This is a genomic window from Leptospiraceae bacterium (genome assembly GCA_016708435.1).
In the GTDB taxonomy this organism is placed as follows: Bacteria; Spirochaetota; Leptospiria; order Leptospirales; family Leptospiraceae; genus UBA2033.
On the sequence record JADJFV010000002.1, the window covers coordinates 231,327 to 248,814 of the forward strand.

Below are 17,488 nucleotides of genomic sequence, written 5' to 3' on the forward strand. Positions count from 1 at the left end.
AATTATCTTATGAGTATCCCAAAAATTCAACTACCCCGAAAGGCAACCTACACTAGACTAGAAGAAAATATTCAATTCTTTGAGCTATTCCAAAAGATAGAAAAGAAATTTGAAAATTGCTTTCTTTTAGAATCCATGGAAAAAGAAAGCTACGATTCAAGGTATTCGATTCTTGGATTCGATCCCGAACATATTGTGTATGGAAAAGAAAAATCTTTATTCATTGACGACAAAGAATATCACTGCGACAATCCTTATTATGCGCTGCGTGATGTAATTCCAACAGACGTTCTTTCTGTCAATTATGCAGGTGGTCTTGTTGGATTTATTTGCTATGAAGGAATGAACTATTTCGAGCCAAGTCTTAATCTCGAAACACACAAAGATTTTAACACATTCCACTTTGGAGTTTATTTGGATGGAATCATTCTAGATAAAATGACCGGTGAAGTTTTCTATTTCTATTACGAAAAAAATAGAATAGAGCAGATAAACGAAATTATCCAGCAAGACAATATAAGTGACAAATCCTATAAGACCACGATTGAATTTACCGGTTATACTTTCTCCGAAGAAGAGCACAAACAAAAAGTCGCAGAAGTATTAGAAGAAGTAAAAGCAGGAAATACGTTCCAATGCCAAATTGGTCTAAAGGCAGAATACAAAATCACTGGTGATACCTTACCCATTTATATGGAGCTAAGACATGTTAACCCCTCTCCTCATATGTATTATGTAAAATTCGGAGACAAAAAAATTATCGGAGCAAGTCCTGAACTATTATTTAGATTACGAAATGGAGAAATGGAGACATTCCCACTCGCCGGCTCCATCAAACGCGGATTATCCGCAGAGGAAGATATTAAGCTTGCTCGCACACTTCTCAATGATCCAAAGGAAATTGCAGAGCACAATATGCTTGTTGACTTACATAGAAATGATCTAGGTAGAGTAGCAAAGTTCGGGACTGTCAAATGTAGAAAACTTATGGAAATTAAAAAATACAGTCATATCCAACATATTTCCAGTGAAGTAATTGGAATTATCAAGAAAGGAGAAGATATGTTTTCAGGACTTGCATCCTCTTTTCCCGCAGGAACGTTATCCGGCGCACCTAAGATTGAATCGATGAAAATCATTCAGCGAGTAGAAAAAAATCCACGTGGTCCTTATGGTGGTGCCCTCGGACATTTTGGATTTAACGGCAACTGCACATTTGCCATTCCAATCAGAACCTTGTTTGTATCCGGCGAATACGCTTATACGCAAGCATCCGGTGGTATTGTTTACGACTCATTACCCGCAAATGAATACCAGGAAATCAAAAACAAGCTCGGGGCTCAAGAAAAAGTTTTGAACTCTTTTATCTCTAGAAAGGTTTTATAAGGAGCGGCTAATGAAAGTATTACTAATTGACAATTACGATTCCTTTACTTACAATCTCTACCAATACGTGGGAGAAATTCTAGAAAATCTAGAACAGCCATTCGTATTTGATGTAATTCGAAACGACGAGAAGACTCTCGATCAAATCAAACAAAAAAACTACGATCGTATCATAATCTCTCCCGGTCCCGGTGACTCCAAAGACAAAGAATACTTCGGAGTATGCGCTGATGTATTGCTCGACTTAGGAAAAACTACTCCTGTGCTTGGTGTTTGTCTTGGAATGCAAGGGATTGCTCATTATTATGGCGGCAAAGTAGTAAGAGCACATCTACCAAAGCATGGCAAAACAAATACGATCACACACGATGAGAGAGGGGTTTTTCTTGGTTTGCCGCAAGACATCGAAGTAATGCGCTACCATTCTCTCGTGGTGGAATATGAATCTCTACCAAGCTGTCTCACTATCACAGCCAAGATAGAATCAAAAGAAGCCGGTATAGAAATCATGGGGCTAAGGCACAATAGCTTCCCAATCGAAGGAATCCAATTTCACCCCGAGTCGTTTGCGACAGAGGGTGGAAAAAAGATGTTGGAAAATTTTATTCACCTTCGATAACACTTTTACAGTCATTTCGAACATCGCTTGGCGGCTGGATTTGCGACTAAGCAAATGGGTAGATGGAGAAATCTATCTGGCAATAAAACGATAGTGTTAAGCAAGATAGACCTCTCACGATTTTCCCGCCCTGCGCTTAGTCGCGCCCTTCACCTTCGTATGTTCGAGGTGACTGTAATACACAATCTTCTTAACTTGACAGCATTGGCCTTCGCATGGTAATCTTTTTTTTCAAACCGCTTGACAATTTTTATATACTATATAGATTGTAAGCACACGAAAGGAGGTGGTCTAGTGAATTTAAAATCAATTGAGACTTGTGAGGTGACTCTGCTCTAGGTTTTTTCTTGGATGAAAGCTTTTCTAAGAAAAAGTCTTTTGCAAATCCAAGAGCATCACCGACCTCCTTTAGCTCCCGACAATAGTCACTCGGGGCTTCGTGCAGTCGCTACTGGAGGTTTTTTAATCCTTTGTATTTCCAAATAATGCTATATAATTCCAAAACTCCCCTTCTTCCGCAATGATAGCATACTCGTAATTTTCCTTCAGAGTATCTTTTACTTTTGTGCATTGCACCTTATTTACTTTTTTTGTTTTGGCATTTACCAGAAGTCCGGTCAAACTACCATTAGCCTTACTCTCTAGCAAGAAGTAACTTTCCTTTTCTAGCCTAACAAATTTTAGCAGCGAATCTGGCTTATCCGCAAACACGGTCGATTGTCCAAACTCCAATTGATTCCCTTTTATTTGAACTGCATTTCCCTCTTCTATGCTTTGAAATTTCCAAAGCAGGTAATCCACATTCTTAAATTTTGGATCTGTATTCTTATCGGATCGCCCGTGATCGATGATATTAGTAATTCGATACGTTGGCATCGACTGACCAGATTGAATCGGTTGCACGGCTATTTCATCGGAAATTTCTTTTTGTATTTGTTTATCTAAATACTGAGCACCCAAATCTGATTGTGGTTGCGGTATACGCGCGTTCATCGCATTTACATTTGCATTGTATTGATTGAGAAGTAAATTACCATAAGCCGCACTATTATAAAAATAAGGATTGAGCCCAGGCGCTACAGGATAAGAGACTCCATTGCTAGAAGGAGATGAAAACTGAGGAACAGTAATATTCATCCTCACCCCTCCACGACTTTTGGAAAGAAGAGAAATATTTACTAAGATGAAGATGATTGCGACTGCGCTTTTAATTTTCATTGTAATATCCTTACTCAATTTCATTTTATACAAAAAAATCAAAGAGTCAAGCTTTATCTATTATTTAGGACTTGCGTAAAAACAAGATTTTCTTTGCTTTTACACAATTCTTTTCTAATGCTTTAGTTCCCTATCCTACCAAAATTTCTTACCTTTGCCGAGATACTTGATTGTAGAAAAAGGTCCGGTTGGAAAAAAATAAACTTCCATAAGTGGTTCTGTTTTACTTGTATTGATGGAGTGATGAACACTGTAGGTTGGCGGATAAATGTAGTTATCCTTTTTGATTTCTTTGTATTCACCTTTTGCGATATGGGTCTTCCCTTCTCCGTCAGAGAAGATTACGATTTGGGTTGGTTTGTGAAAATGACTGTCTACATCGTTATTGGGGTCAATCTTTGTTATCCCCATAACCATAGAGTCATTGTCGATAATTGTTTTCCATGCCAGTGGAGTTACTTTTCCGCCAGCAGGAATTTTTCCGTCCCAATTTTCCCACGGAACATTTACTTCTTTTAACAATTGAATTTTATCTCCGTTTGCATCAAGACTTGTGCCTTCTGGAGAATTAAACGGTAGAGTTTTAAAAAATCCGATTGGAAAAAAGAAAAATACTTTCGTGAGTTCCTCGCTTGTATTCTTAATAGAGGTTACACTGCTTTGCGGTATATAAAGAGAATCCCCTTTCACTACTGGATTCATTTTATTTTGCGCAAATACTTCTGCCTTTCCATCATAAATATAAACAGCTTTATTTACTTTATGAAAATGTGCAGGAATTTCTTCTCCTTTCTTAAGAAGAAATAAAACTGTAACTATTTCTGACTTGTCCAAAAGAACTTTGTATTCGACGGACTTTCCATTACTAAACTTCATAGACTGAACAGTCAACTCATCCATATGCGATCTCTCTACAGGTCCGAGAGTTGGTTCTGTGGGGTCTGAGGCCTCTTGTTTTTTACAAGAGGAAAAGAGAAAGGCAAATGCAAATAAGCATAAAGCTACGTTATGCGCTAGAGATTTTTTTTTCATAAAGGCTCCTTGGTTTATTAGCTACAATCTAAAATAACCCTGAAAATGTCATCTAAGAAACTTAGCCAATCCATGCCCATATTACTCTTTGCAACTCAATGCCGGCGCCTGTGCTGAGCGATAGTTGAAGCATGGTAAAAAGTTATGCTAAGTATTTACATTATTTTTGCGACAAACTTATTGTTAATTGAGAAGTATAAATTCCTTTTTCTAATTTTTCAGAAAAATCGAATGGCATTTGTTTTATTCTTTCTCTTATCGTCTTACGTCCATTACCCGCTTGAACTTTTCCTACTTTATATTTTGAATTTGCAATCATCTGAAAGGAGATTGAATCCTCATTCTGGTCAATAATCCACCGAGTAGTTTTTCCTCCATATTTTAAATCATTGTTTATTAGTTCTTGTAGTATGCTGAAAAGATGACGATAATATTTTTTTGAAATTTGCTCCGGCTTTGCATTTGGCTTGATTTCAATTTTAATTTTTCTTTCGGCAGTGCTATAACGACGCACTAGAAAATTCGTGAAGCCTTTCATAAAATTTTTTTCGATGAGAGTAATATCTTCGAATGCAAGTAGGTGATTTCTAAGTCCTTTTAAAATTTCATCAATTATTTCTACAATTTTTAATTTTAATTCTCGACTGACAACTTTGTTGGGTCCCATTGATTTTAATAAAAAAGAAAGAGATAATAACTTTCCACCTAGATTGTCGTGGATATCAACGAATAGCTCCTGCCTTTCTTTGTGAACTGCGATTTCCTTTTCAAGATCTGTTGCTTTTTGTATTTCTAATAAGTTTTGATTGTAGATTACTTCTAATTCTTCGCCACGAAGTTTTACTTTTGCTTCCAAGTCTTTTTGAAGAACGGTTAATTCTGTATTAATCTCACTTAAAGTATTTTTTTGTTCTGAAAGTTCAATCGCTTGGTGCTCAGATAAATCAAAAGCCTTCGAAAACTTAGTCGAAATAGAAAAAGCCTGAAAAAATAAAAATCCAAAAAGAGTGAAAGGGAAAACATAGTGTCCGTAAAAAAAATGTTCCACTTGAAGAATGTCAAGCAAACTCCCAACTGCCAATAAAACAACTCCCAAAAATGAAATCGCTGCTCCGTCTAACTTTTCTTTGACAGCAGCAATGTTGATATACAATAAATAAGGAATAGAAAAGAGAATCAAAATTTCATAGCCAAGTAAAAATCTTGTATAGATAGAATGAGGAAGTAATAGAACACTAGCGGTTATACCAAAAGCGAACACAGTAATTATCCTAATGTAGTAAGTATGTATTTTACCCGCAAATAAATGATTTAAGAATGCTGCGAACAAAGGTAACAAAATAAAGGCAGTAAGATATTCCAACCTGTATGTTATATCAAATGGAATAGATGGAAACGTTGTGAGTAAAATCCGTTCATCTGTAAGTAATAATCTGAGAGTATAGTCTATACAGAAAAATCCAAAATACAATGGACTTTTATCTTTCTTGCGAATTAGGAACAATGCAATATGATAAATTCCCATAATGAAAAGACTTCCAAGAATAATCATATCTGATATTGTAGCGTTGACTTTTTTCTTGTAGAGATTTTCTAATTTACTAAAATAAAAAATACCAACGATTCCACCTGTGCGGTTCATAAAATTGGAAACATGAACCGTTATGTGAAACTCATTCTGCGCATTTTGGGTAACAGGCTTTATTTCCCGTAAAATATACGCATCCATTTCTTCTTTTGTTTTTCCCACTTTTCCTGCCTGATATACAAGTGTATCATTGATCCACACAGAATTTGCAGTTTCGATGATGGGAATACGAATCGCGAGATTTTCGTATTTATGGGAAAGTTTTACCAAAAGATGGTAAGTGCAATACCCTTCTCCGGTCAGAGTCTCAGCTTTAATTTGAATTCCATTCCAAACTCCAGGGACTTTTAAATAAAGATCAGGCTTTTTTTTATTTTCTAGAATTTCCTCATAACTTAAAAATTTTTTCCAATAAAAATCCCAATCTCCATCTAGATTTACAATTTCTGTTTCTTGAAAAGAAACATTAGTTAAATCTAATATACCTTTTTGTGCGAAGATAGTTTTTTGTTCAGGGACTTCTTTGCAGCCGAAGTATAGAATTACTATCATGAGCGAGATTATAAAAGATTTTACCATAGGTCACAATGAATTAAGTTACTATTACTTAGTCTAACGTTTTTGAAATCCATTTAGACTCAACCAGAATACATAAAATAGGGAATAGTTTTATGAAAAAGTCAAAGAATACAAAGCGGGCAATGCGCCTAAGGACAAGTATAATGAATGAGGATAATTTCTTTATGCTTAGAGAGTAATTTTAGTTTTTATTTGCTTATTAAATTCTTCTTCGACTAATTCATACTGGCCAGTAAAGAAATCAGATTTGAATTCAGAGATTCCCCTTAGAACTCTGAGTCCGAAGTTTCCGTATTCGGCGTGGACCATTTTTGCGATTTGTTCTCTTGTTTCATTTTCTCTTGATCTTTGTTGTTGAATACTCATCATAAACTCCAGAAGAGAGTCGATGCCTATTTTTTTCAAAGCACTGGTTTGAAAAATCTTTGGGATATTGTGACCATTGATTGTATCTTTTAAAAATTCGAGAGAGCTGATGAGCATATGAAAGCTTGATGTGGCTAATTCCTTTTCGTCGCATTTGTTGATAATAAATGCGTCAGGCACTTCCATGATACCACTTTTCATAAACTGAATTCCATCGCCGGCTAATGGTTGTAAGATGAGAAAGGAATAATCTGCAAGCTTTGAAACTTCTGTTTCATTTTGTCCAATTCCTACTGTTTCAATAATGATGTAATCAAAAAAATATCTTAGCAAACGAATTACATGATAGGTATGAGGATTGACTCCACCTAGTTCTAATTGACTCGCTTGCGATCGAAAGAAAATCCGATTCTCGCGAGCCGGTATCGTGACGCGAGTTCTATCGCCTAATATCGATCCGCCGCTCAACTTGCTAGATGGATCAATTGCTACGATTGCCATTTTTTTTCGTCTTTGTTTTTTTAAGAAATCATGACAAAGCTCTCCAATGAGGGAAGACTTTCCTGCTCCTGGAGATCCTGTAATACCAATAGTAATTGAATTTTTTCGGAGATCGTGATTGTTTGTTAATTCTTCGAAAAGCATTTTTCTGAATGCAAAGGAAGATTTTTTTTCAATACCCGAAATCAACTTTGCGAGAGGATATTTTTCCCCGTTCTCGGCTTCCTTGATGCAATCCCGTATTTCCTGAATATTCATAAAATTCTTGCTGACGATTCTAACTGATTTTACAAAGTTATAAATGACAGTCTATTTTAAAACAATTTTTATCTATTGTAAGTTTTAGATACATTTTGCACAAAGGATCATCATATCCCACAATGAATCAGTTAATTACATCAAATCGAATTCCAAAATTAACTCTAGCGCTTATTTTTTTTACAATGCTTCCTGTAACGATGATCGTTCCTGTATTCAAAGACCTTGTAAAAGATAGACTCGGTGGGGACAATCTCATGGTTTCCCTTTTCATGAGTTACGCGATGTTAGGCTCATTTTTATTTTCCCCGATTGCCGGGTTTCTCTCTGATAAATTCAAGAACAGAAAGTATTTTATTTCTGTATTTGCCATTCTAGATGGAATTAGTTTTTTTCTTTTGGTCAATGCAGAAAACCTACAGATACTACAGATTATCCGCTTCTTCGAAGGAGTCTGCCATATTTTTGTAATTGGACTTTTACTTTCTCTCATTGCAGATAGAGAAAATGATTCCACCAATGAGCATTTTTATAAAAAGGGAATCTTAATGGGACTCGCGGGAATGTTTTTAAGTCTAGGTGTAGGCATTGGCTCCCCGATGGGAATTTTAGGAAAGAAGAATCCCCTACTCCCATTCTATGTGGCGGGGACCATCATGATTCTAATCGGAATCGTTTCTTTTTTTCTGTTAAAAGACTATGAGTTTTTTTATCACGAGCGGATAACACTGAGTAAATGGTCAAATGCATTTCAACAAAACAAACTAATTCTAGTTCCCTATCTTTACAATTTCATAGACAGATTTACAGTTGGATTCTTTGTAACTAGTTTCAATCTACATCTTCGAGAAGATTTAAAATTCAATCCGGGAGAAGTTGGTCTTTATCTTTCTTTGGTCTTAATTCCAATGAGTTTATTTTCCTATCCATTTGCAAGACTGGCTAGAAAAACAGGTCCATTTCTGTTAATGATGATTGGCTCTTTACTGTATGGAATTTCTCTCGGATTTGCAGGAGGCGTTAGCGGTAAATTGGAATTATTCACACTGCTTATCCTTTGTGGGACAGGTGCGGGAGTCATGTTTGTGCCTTCGATGATGCTTGCTTCGCAAATGTCACCCAAAGGAATGAATGCGAGTGTGATGGCGGGGTTTACAGGTGTTGGCTCTATTGGATTTATGCTTGGTCCGATTGCTTCTACTCTTTTAGAGAGATATTTAAAAACAAATTACTCCTTTGAATCTTCTTTTTTCATTCTATCACTTCTTTTTGGTAGTCTGGAAATTCTTGTTGTATTTTTTACATTCCCATTCAGTCGAAAATTAAAAGAGGTAATTAAATGAGTTTAGAATTTCAAAACTATTTAGTATATAGCATTGTCTTGATTGCGCTGGTAAAATTTACACAACCTATATGGACATTTTTCTATAAACTTTTATTTAACAAAAAGAAAATTCAATCAGAGGATACTTCTTGTTATACCGGAACTTGTGCAAAGTGTAAGGTTAAGACTTGAGTAAGTTCAACCAAGAATACTGGGATTCTATGTATGCAGAGGACGATGAATCCATCATTGACGGCGTTGACAATGCAAAAGAACATGCAAAGTATTTAAAGAGTGCTTTAGCTTTAGGAGAAATACAAGTCGCAAGTATCGGTGACTTTGGATTTGGAAAAGGAATTTTATTAAAAGAAATTGCAAGAGAATTTAAACCAGAACGGATAATAGCGATTGACCCTTCGAAAGAGGCTAACGACAAACTAAAAAAACAAAAGTGGATAAAGCAATTCTCTCTCTCCGTTCAATGCACTACTCTAGAAGATTTGGATGAATCTAAAATCAAAAAGCCACTTGATTTAGGTATCTGCAATTCAATCTTCCAATACATTCCCACGAGCAAAGTCTCCTTTGCATTCGCTAAACTTTCAAGGCTTTGTAAGTATGTTTATTTTTCTGTGCCTACAAAAGTCGATTATGAGTATATGAAAAAGGAGCTTGATTTTATTGATCCATATGCACATGTTCGAGATAAAAAATTCTACTTAAAGAGTATGTCTCCTCATTTTACAATCGTATCCCTTAACCTTCTAGAAAGTAAAGTTTATAACCGCGAATCTGGTTTTCTCTATGAGTTTTTCCGATTTTAAATAAAAGTTGTAGCAAAAAAATTGCATCGTTTCAAATTTGCAAAGGGAGTCCTCTATGAAAGTTACAGCATTAGGTGTTCATTCAGCATTTGCCACTGGCACATACAAAGACGTAATCGAAACAGCAAAGGTAGAAGCTATGATTGCAGAAGCAGTCAAGTCTGCAAAAGACACACAATCACACCTCACCATTAACGGTATTCGAAATATTTTAAAAACAAATTCTACTCGTGCCTACTTCCCCCGCTATCAGAGTAACTTCCTTTTAGAATTTCAAACTCAGGGTAAAGTTAAGCCTGACGTATATCGTTTTGTTTTAGATTTTGGAAGCGATATACGCCATTCCCTTGCCAATGTTGGACTCAAGATGGGCGATATTGATGGATACTACTGTTCTCACCCACATGCAGATCATATCGGCGGCATAGAAGGAATAGCCCTTTCGACAGTATTCAATCCTTTTTGGAATTCAAAGAAAACAGATTGGCTCGCTTCTGAAAAGAAACGTAGAACAGAAGATGAAGGTAAACCAAAACAACTCGATCCTATCACTGATAGATTATTTAAGAGAGAAAAAATTCCTGCTGATTGTAAGCCTGATCTTTGGGGACATAGAGAAGTGTTGGACGATCTTTGGGATGCAGCAAAACCAGGACTTGATACATTGCAGGGGGTAAAGAATGTTTCCCTCGACACTTTCTTCAACCAAATCGTTATGTCTAAGAGCCTCGAATACCAAATCAACGATGGCGACAAGAGCTGGATTTTTTATACAGTAGAATCCACTCACGTAGTTGGGGGAACTTCATATATGCCGTCATTCGGACTGATGTTTGAAAGCGCTGATAAGAAAATCTATTTTCCAACGGATACTCTCTATATCATGCCACCAATCATGAAGCCATTCTATGAATCAGCTGACATCATCTATCACGATTGCGAAACAGGACCACGCAGTGGTGTTCATTCCCATATTGATGAAATTCGAAAAATTGATCCTGTTATAAAAAAGAAATGTTATTTGTATCATTACACAGAAGAGCCTGTTGTAGATGAAGGGGAATTTTTAGGAATTGTAAAGACTGGCGAAGTGCACGAGTATTAGCCGCATCATCGTAGAGACGTTAAACTCAATGTCACTCCCTCTGGTCGTTCCATAATGCGCAACGTCTCTACGATGATGATGTTCACGACAATAACTAATTAAACCCCGCTTGCGTAAAATGTATTGCAGTCCTTTCAATACTTTCTAAACTATGTCATGGATTTTTTAAAAACAATAATGAACGAAATAAGCGGAGACAATTCCTCCGAAATCGGCAATCTAACCAAAACACTTCTTTCTAATAGTGGGGATAAGGGCGTTTTGCTTGATACTGTGGTCAATACGATAAAAGAAAAAGGCATGGAAGATAACGTAGAAAGCTGGATTGGAACTGGCGACAACAAAGCCATATCTGCGAATCAGTTAAATGATGCGTTAGGCACTGATCTAATGTCTTCCCTGTCCCAAAAAACAGGCATCCCTGAAAAAGAATTAAGTGGAATGCTTTCTACATTATTACCAGTTGTAGTGAATCAACTCACTCCACAAGGTAAGGCAGAAGGTGATAATGGTAGTCTAGTTTCTACAGGGTTGGGACTGTTAAAAGGTTTTCTGTAAAATTTTGTATTTGTTGTAATAGTAGAGACGTAGCGCGCTACGTCTCTACCTTTATTCTAATAATTCATTGAACCAAGCTTAAGCTCTTTCGTAAATCTAGCACTGTAATTGATTCCTTTTATCCGTTTAGCACTTGGAGTGCCAGTAAAAAGAAAGTTTATCTATAAAGCGTCTAATCGAAATTAGTTTCTAAAAACTTTTTAATATGATAATTACTATTTATCTATCATAAGTCATTTTAAATGCTGCTTTTACAAGTCTCCCAACTCTCCACTTATTGTTATTTGTTTCTTCAAAAATGCCCATGTTTTTCATCGAATCAAATGCTTTGGATACTTTTTCTCTAAATCTAACATCCCCCCCCATCTTTTTATTAATTGCAATAATCAATTTCATTCTCTCAAAAGGAGTTCTTTCATCTTGAAATGATTCAATGAATTTTTTTATTTGTTTTTCATTTTCACTTTCTTTTTCTGCAAATTCTAACAAAAATTTAAGCTCATGTTTTAAGCTATCTAAATAGTCTTGTGCAACTCTATTATAAACCTGAATAATAATTTTATTGTCTATACTATTTCCTTGCTTTATATCTTTGTTTAATTCCTTAACAAAGGATTGATATACCCTTGGATAATAAGGTATATTCATACTTTTTTCAGTATCTGTAAAATAACTTAGAAAAAAACTATCGATGTTAGAATTTCCACTTCCAATTTTATTTGGAAAAATCTCTCTTAAAATCGAGATGCAATCTTTAATTGGTAATTCAGCTCTTCCTAAAGTATCACTTAAAATATCTAAATCAAACGAATCTTTTTTATCTTTATTTTATTGTATAAAATATCTCTCAAGTAATTTCCTTCCGTTTTAGCCAGAAGTCTAGAAACAAAAAATTTAGAATAGCCTGTTCTGTCCATACTAATTCAATACTATCTTTTTGTTCTGAATTTTGTATAAATTCTGGTTTCAAATCCTTTCTTAGAAAAAGTTTGACTTGAATTTTCTCAAAATAAGAATCTGTTAAAATTGTATTCATTACTCCGTAAAGTGCTTTAACATAATAATTTATATAATAAACATCAAATGTCGTTTCTAGACCATCAATACAAAATGTAATTTTTTCTTCTTGAGATACCAAAATACTCTTTAATTTAGTGCTATAATTTGAAGACTCTTTCTTAAAGTTTTCATATTTTTTCTTAAATTCTTCTTCAAACACTTTATTAGGCAAGCTTCCATGTTTGGAAATAGTTTCAATTGCCGTCAAGAAAATGCACCACCAGAAGTTTTCAACTAAGCCATCAATATCTTCTATACGAGAATTTTCTAATTTCTTAATTTCTTTATTAAATGACCAAATAATATTTTTAACAGTATCAGAGCGACCATTAATACCCTCTGCATTTTTTCTTTCAAGAAAATAATCATCTTGAGCAATCAATGGCTTTGCTAAATTTCGACTTACAAGTTCAGCAAAGATTTTAGTTTTTCCAGTTCCCTTCCTTCCATAAATGTAATTAATATCATTATTTTTATTTAAGAGTTTATTTAGAGCATCAGTTAAAATAAGCAATCCTTCATCTTTTATCCCAGAATAATCAGGTTTGATAAATTTACTTTTATCGGATTCTATTTCTAGAATACTCCTTAATTTTTGTAATACAAGTAGATTCTCACTTAAAATCTGTTCGGTATCAGGTAATAAATTATCTCTGTAAGAGGGATCATATTGCCAATCTAGAAAATTTGCATTTATATCCCCCACGGAAATATCATCAATATCTAACCCTTCCTTAATCTGTTTATTCTTTACAAATAAAAATTTTAAATCCTCTTTTTGTCTTTCGAAATGATCTTTATCTATAGGAGCTAAATCTTTAGTCATATACGGCTTTTGCGAAATGATCGGAATGTCAGAAGAATTAGAATTCAGAACAAGTGATTTTAAAAATTGATAAGAATGTTGCCATTGATTATCCAATCTTGTAAAAAGAACTAGTTGTCCTATTAATTCATTTATCCAAGTTATAGAGGAAATCGACATTCCAGATCTTTGATCAACTAACACAATATCATATAAATTCTCTTTCGCAAAACTTTGTAATCCTTTTGCAAGTATTTGAATAGTTGCAGGATTTACATTTGCCTGCAAAGTCATTCCGGAATATTCAATACTCCAATCATCCTCTAATTCACTCATCTCATTGTAAATTAAAGATGGTTTTGCTCCAATAATATCAATAGAACCACCGGATGGTTTACTATCATAATTTATTGCATTGATTTTTTTGCCCAAATATAATCCAAGTAAAGTGTTTTCTAATTTAAGATCCTTGTTATAAATAAGATCAAGGGAGGGAGCCTCAAAATCAGCATCTATTACTAATACTTTCCAACCATACTTCATTAGGTTTAATGATAAAGCCGTTAAAACACTAGAACGACCTTGACCACCTTTATATCCAAAAAAATGTATAACCTTTAAGGGGTCTTCATTTTCAGTCTTTGTTTTATTAAGCAAATCTAACTCTTCTTCTATTCTTAATTCAGACCAATATGTTCCCCTATTCTTGATTTCTCTTTTATCAAAATCCTCCTGTGATAGACATTCTAAACTAAGGAGGGATAGATTACTAATATCTCTAATGTATTGTGGTTCAATGTTTAACAAATTGCAAAACTTAATTTCGTTTTCCTCTTCATCATCAGTGAAATCTGGATGAGTCAAAATAAGAAATGTGTATGGGAAACGATAAGCTATTTTAAATTGCTTTGGGAAATGTTTTTTTACTTGGTCTAAAACACTTTTAATATTATTCATAAATTTCTTTTCCTAAATTGTCTTTTAACTGTTCATAAATTTGTTTTACTTCTTTTAAACAAACTTTAATATCATCCTCAGAAGAAGTATCAATTGCATCCTGATAATCGCTGTTATGTCTTATGTATCTTATATTAGGATAACTTGATTTACCAATATCTTTATTTTGCTTAGGTATTCCGTTTCGATCATACACCCATAAATTCTTAAGCAAATCTAAATCTCCTTTAGGAGTAATCGCTGTGCCGTTGTTAATTGAATTAAGAAATTCAATAAGTTTATCCTTCAACTGATCGTGACTAGTAAAACTCGACAAATTCTCTTTCAAGAAAAGTTCAAGAGTAATTAATTTTGTATAGAGTTCTAAAAGAGGCTGCTCAGGTAAACTGACTGTAAAGTTTTTTTTATTATATTTAAATATCTGGCTCATCTCATTTAGAAAAAGAAAACTAAAGCCATTAGTCAATGATTTTTTCATCTAAAATGGGTTTTATCCAATTACTCGTTTTCGGCATATCCTTGATTTGATAGTGTTCTTAAAAGATCATTAAGATTAAAACTGTTTTTTCTAAATAAAAACAAAAAGATTAATTATTCTCCATGTATCTATCTTTTTCTTCATGAGTTAGAGATTTAAGATACTTCTCCACCTTCAATGCTTCTGCCCTTGCAGCTACTTTTGTATACCACTTCAATTTAACAAAATCAAATCTCCCAACAAATTTATCAGTATTATGCTCTACCACACTATCAAAATGTTCTCCAATTCTCGCCTTTAAGTTATTTGTTTGTCCAACATAATAACAAGAGAATTTACCATTCTTAAAACAATTGAGGATATAAACATAAAATTTCATTCTTTTCTTTCTTATTCAAGAGAGTTTGTTACGAGTGAGTCATTGACTGACTCTACGACTTTAATTTATCTCCCCTCTCCATAGAATTCCGATGATATGGAGAGGGGGTTACTCTATATTATACCCCAACTTATACAAAATTGGGGTGAGGCGTGAGGTAATTACCCCTTCTGCTCTGCCTTAATGATATTAAGCGCAGAACCTGCTTTAAACCATTCAATCTGACTTGCGTTGTAGGTGTGATTTGCTTTGACTTCGTCTTTCGATCCATCTTTGTGATTTAGAACTAAAGTAAGAGGAACTCCTTCTTTAAATGAAGTAAGTCCAACGATATCAATCGCATCATCTTCTAGAATCTTCGCATAATCATCCTTATTCGCAAATGTAAGAGCAAGCATACCTTGTTTCTTTAAGTTGGTTTCGTGGATACGGGCAAATGACTTTACAAGAATCGCACGCACTCCGAGAAAACGTGGCTCCATAGCTGCGTGTTCACGAGAAGAACCTTCTCCGTAGTTTTCGTCCCCTACTACAATCGAGCCAACGTTTGCTGCTTTGTAAGCTCTTTGCACTTTAGGAACAGCGTCGTAACTGCCAGTTAATTGATTTTTAACGTTGTCTGTTTTTTCGTTAAAGAAATTCACTGCACCAATGAGCATGTTGTTAGAAATATTATCTAAGTGCCCACGATACTTGAGCCAAGGTCCTGCCATAGAGATATGATCTGTTGTGCATTTGCCTTTAGCCTTAACTAAAGCTTGAGACCTTTTAAGTCAGTTCCTTCCCATACGGGGAAACTATCGAGTAACTGCAAACGGTCAGATGTGGGGCTAACGGCAACTTGCACACCGGAGCCATCAGCAACTGGTTCTTGGTATCCGGCATCTTTTACATCAAAGCCTTTTGGAGGAAGTTCCATACCTGTTGGCGCATCAAATTTTACCATTTCTCCTTTTTCGTTTTTCAAACTATCAGTTAAAGGATTAAAAGTTAAATCTCCCGCAATTGCAAGAGCGGTAACAAGCTCAGGAGAGCCAACAAATGCGAATGTATTTGGATTTCCATCGGCACGCTTCGCAAAATTACGATTAAACGAATGCACGATAGTATTTTTCTCAGCTTTCTCAGACCCTGCTCTCGCCCACTGTCCAATGCAAGGACCACAAGCATTCGCGAAAACTTTTGCACCGATTTTATTAAATACATCAATGAATCCGTCACGCTCTATCGTATAACGCACTTGCTCGGAGCCTGGAGTGATTGTAAATTCTGCTTTTGGAACTAGGCCTTTTTCGGAGGCTTGTTTTGCTAAAGACACAGAGCGCGAAATATCTTCATAAGAAGAATTAGTGCAAGAACCAATGAGTCCAACTTCAATCTTAGTAGGCCATCCATTTGCAAGAGCAGCTTCTTTCATTTTCGAAATAGGAGTTGCTAAGTCTGGAGTAAACGGTCCGTTTAAGTGTGGCTCTAATTCAGAGAGGTTAATTTCGATTAGTTGGTCAAAGTATTTTGCAGGATCAGCGTAAACTTCTTTATCCGCATTGAGATGTTCCTTGACTGTATCCGCAAGTGCAGCCACATCGGCACGACCAGTAGATTTTAAATAGCGGGACATGGAGTCATCGTATCCGAAGGTTGATGTAGTTGCCCCAATTTCGGCACCCATGTTGGCAATCGTTCCTTTACCAGTGCAAGACATTGCAATCGCGCCTTCCCCAAAGTATTCAACAATCGCACCGGTTCCACCTTTAACTGTCAGAATTCCGGCAACTTTTAAGATCACGTCTTTAGGTGATGTCCAGCCATTTAACTTGCCAGTGAGTTTAACACCGATTAGCTTCGGAAATTTTAATTCCCATGCAAGACCACTCATCACGTCGCAGGCATCTGCTCCACCAACTCCGATAGCAATCATTCCAAGACCACCAGCGTTTACTGTGTGTGAGTCTGTTCCAATCATCATCCCGCCCGGGAATGCATAATTTTCTAAAACAACTTGGTGGATAATACCAGCACCCGGTTTCCAAAATCCAATTCCATATTTATTGGAAACTGATTTTAAGAAGTCGTATACCTCACGATTTTTTTCATTTGCAATAGACAAGTCAGCATCGGAGCCTGCCTTTGCTTCGATCAAATGATCGCAATGAACTGTAGAAGGAACTGCGACCTTCTTACGGCCTGCTTGCATGAATTGTAATAAAGCCATTTGTGCAGTCGCATCTTGCATCGCCACGCGATCAGGAGCAAAGTCTACATACGATTTGCCGCGCTCAAATGCTGTCTTTGCATCGCCGTCCCAGAGATGGGAGTAAAGAATTTTTTCGGAGAGTGTGAGAGGTCTACCTACTACCTTACGAGCCGCTTCTATGCGCGAGCCCATTTTGGAATATAAACTTTTAATCATTTCTATATCAAATGCCATGTTACCGTTCCTAGTTTATGATGG

General features: G+C 35.5%; 15 protein-coding genes and 1 pseudogene. 7 read left to right on the forward strand and 9 right to left on the reverse strand.

The features are described from left to right. Nucleotides 1-9 precede the first annotated feature (9 nt). Both IPH52_06500 and IPH52_06505 read left to right on the forward strand, forming a co-directional pair. The gene (locus IPH52_06500) at nt 10-1,386 is read left to right on the forward strand and encodes an anthranilate synthase component I family protein (protein ID MBK7054693.1); all 1,377 of its coding nucleotides are present in this window, start codon (nt 10-12) and stop codon (nt 1,384-1,386) included. Nucleotides 1,387-1,396: 10 nt separating this feature from the next. Next, a complete protein-coding gene (locus IPH52_06505; GenBank protein ID MBK7054694.1) occupies nt 1,397-2,005 on the forward strand; it encodes an aminodeoxychorismate/anthranilate synthase component II in 609 nt (202 codons plus the stop codon). Between the two features lie 462 nt (nt 2,006-2,467). On the opposite strand, the gene IPH52_06510 is transcribed toward IPH52_06505, so the two are convergent. The 4 genes from IPH52_06510 to IPH52_06525 all read right to left on the reverse strand — a co-directional run bounded on the left by IPH52_06510 (nt 2,468) and on the right by IPH52_06525 (nt 7,547). Then, complete coding sequence (locus IPH52_06510; GenBank protein MBK7054695.1) at nt 2,468-3,223, reverse strand: hypothetical protein; 756 nt, start codon at nt 3,221-3,223, stop codon at nt 2,468-2,470. Nucleotides 3,224-3,358: 135 nt separating this feature from the next. After that, a complete protein-coding gene (locus IPH52_06515; GenBank protein ID MBK7054696.1) occupies nt 3,359-4,255 on the reverse strand; it encodes a cupin domain-containing protein in 897 nt (298 codons plus the stop codon). Between the two features lie 160 nt (nt 4,256-4,415). Next, entirely contained in the window at nt 4,416-6,422 is a 2,007-nt protein-coding gene (locus IPH52_06520) for a hypothetical protein (protein MBK7054697.1), read from the reverse strand. A 168-nt stretch (nt 6,423-6,590) separates the two neighbouring features. Further along, nucleotides 6,591-7,547: a protein kinase gene (locus IPH52_06525; protein ID MBK7054698.1), complete on the reverse strand. Its 957-nt coding sequence runs from the start codon at nt 7,545-7,547 to the stop codon at nt 6,591-6,593. Between the two features lie 122 nt (nt 7,548-7,669). Here IPH52_06525 and IPH52_06530 point away from each other — a divergent pair, with 122 nt between their 5' ends. The 5 genes from IPH52_06530 (at nt 7,670) to IPH52_06550 (ending at nt 11,358) form a co-directional block, all read left to right on the forward strand. After that, nucleotides 7,670-8,890, forward strand: coding sequence for an MFS transporter (locus IPH52_06530; GenBank protein ID MBK7054699.1), 1,221 nt, complete (start codon nt 7,670-7,672; stop codon nt 8,888-8,890). Continuing rightward, a complete protein-coding gene (locus IPH52_06535) occupies nt 8,887-9,063 on the forward strand; it encodes a hypothetical protein (GenBank protein ID MBK7054700.1) in 177 nt (58 codons plus the stop codon). Before IPH52_06530 ends, IPH52_06535 begins: the two co-directional genes overlap by 4 nt. Beyond that, nucleotides 9,060-9,695 (forward strand): class I SAM-dependent methyltransferase, encoded by a 636-nt coding sequence (locus tag IPH52_06540; protein MBK7054701.1) that lies wholly within the window; start codon nt 9,060-9,062, stop codon nt 9,693-9,695. Before IPH52_06535 ends, IPH52_06540 begins: the two co-directional genes overlap by 4 nt. 55 nt (nt 9,696-9,750) lie before the next feature. After that, the gene (locus tag IPH52_06545) at nt 9,751-10,800 is read left to right on the forward strand and encodes an MBL fold metallo-hydrolase (GenBank protein ID MBK7054702.1); all 1,050 of its coding nucleotides are present in this window, start codon (nt 9,751-9,753) and stop codon (nt 10,798-10,800) included. A gap of 177 nt (nt 10,801-10,977) precedes the next feature. Further along, the gene (locus IPH52_06550; protein ID MBK7054703.1) at nt 10,978-11,358 is read left to right on the forward strand and encodes a DUF937 domain-containing protein; all 381 of its coding nucleotides are present in this window, start codon (nt 10,978-10,980) and stop codon (nt 11,356-11,358) included. A gap of 219 nt (nt 11,359-11,577) precedes the next feature. Here IPH52_06550 and IPH52_06555 read toward each other — a convergent pair whose 3' ends face one another. The 5 genes and pseudogenes from IPH52_06555 to IPH52_06575 form a co-directional block, all read right to left on the reverse strand. Beyond that, nucleotides 11,578-12,006, reverse strand: coding sequence for a hypothetical protein (locus IPH52_06555; GenBank protein ID MBK7054704.1), 429 nt, complete (start codon nt 12,004-12,006; stop codon nt 11,578-11,580). Nucleotides 12,007-12,205: 199 nt separating this feature from the next. Beyond that, the gene (locus IPH52_06560) at nt 12,206-14,179 is read right to left on the reverse strand and encodes an AAA family ATPase (protein MBK7054705.1); all 1,974 of its coding nucleotides are present in this window, start codon (nt 14,177-14,179) and stop codon (nt 12,206-12,208) included. Further along, entirely contained in the window at nt 14,172-14,657 is a 486-nt protein-coding gene (locus IPH52_06565; GenBank protein MBK7054706.1) for a hypothetical protein, read from the reverse strand. The genes IPH52_06560 and IPH52_06565 overlap by 8 nt, the downstream gene beginning before the upstream one ends. A gap of 109 nt (nt 14,658-14,766) precedes the next feature. Beyond that, a complete protein-coding gene (locus tag IPH52_06570; GenBank protein ID MBK7054707.1) occupies nt 14,767-15,036 on the reverse strand; it encodes a GIY-YIG nuclease family protein in 270 nt (89 codons plus the stop codon). Between the two features lie 161 nt (nt 15,037-15,197). Continuing rightward, nucleotides 15,198-17,464: pseudogene (locus IPH52_06575) on the reverse strand (aconitate hydratase). Nucleotides 17,465-17,488 lie beyond the last annotated feature (24 nt).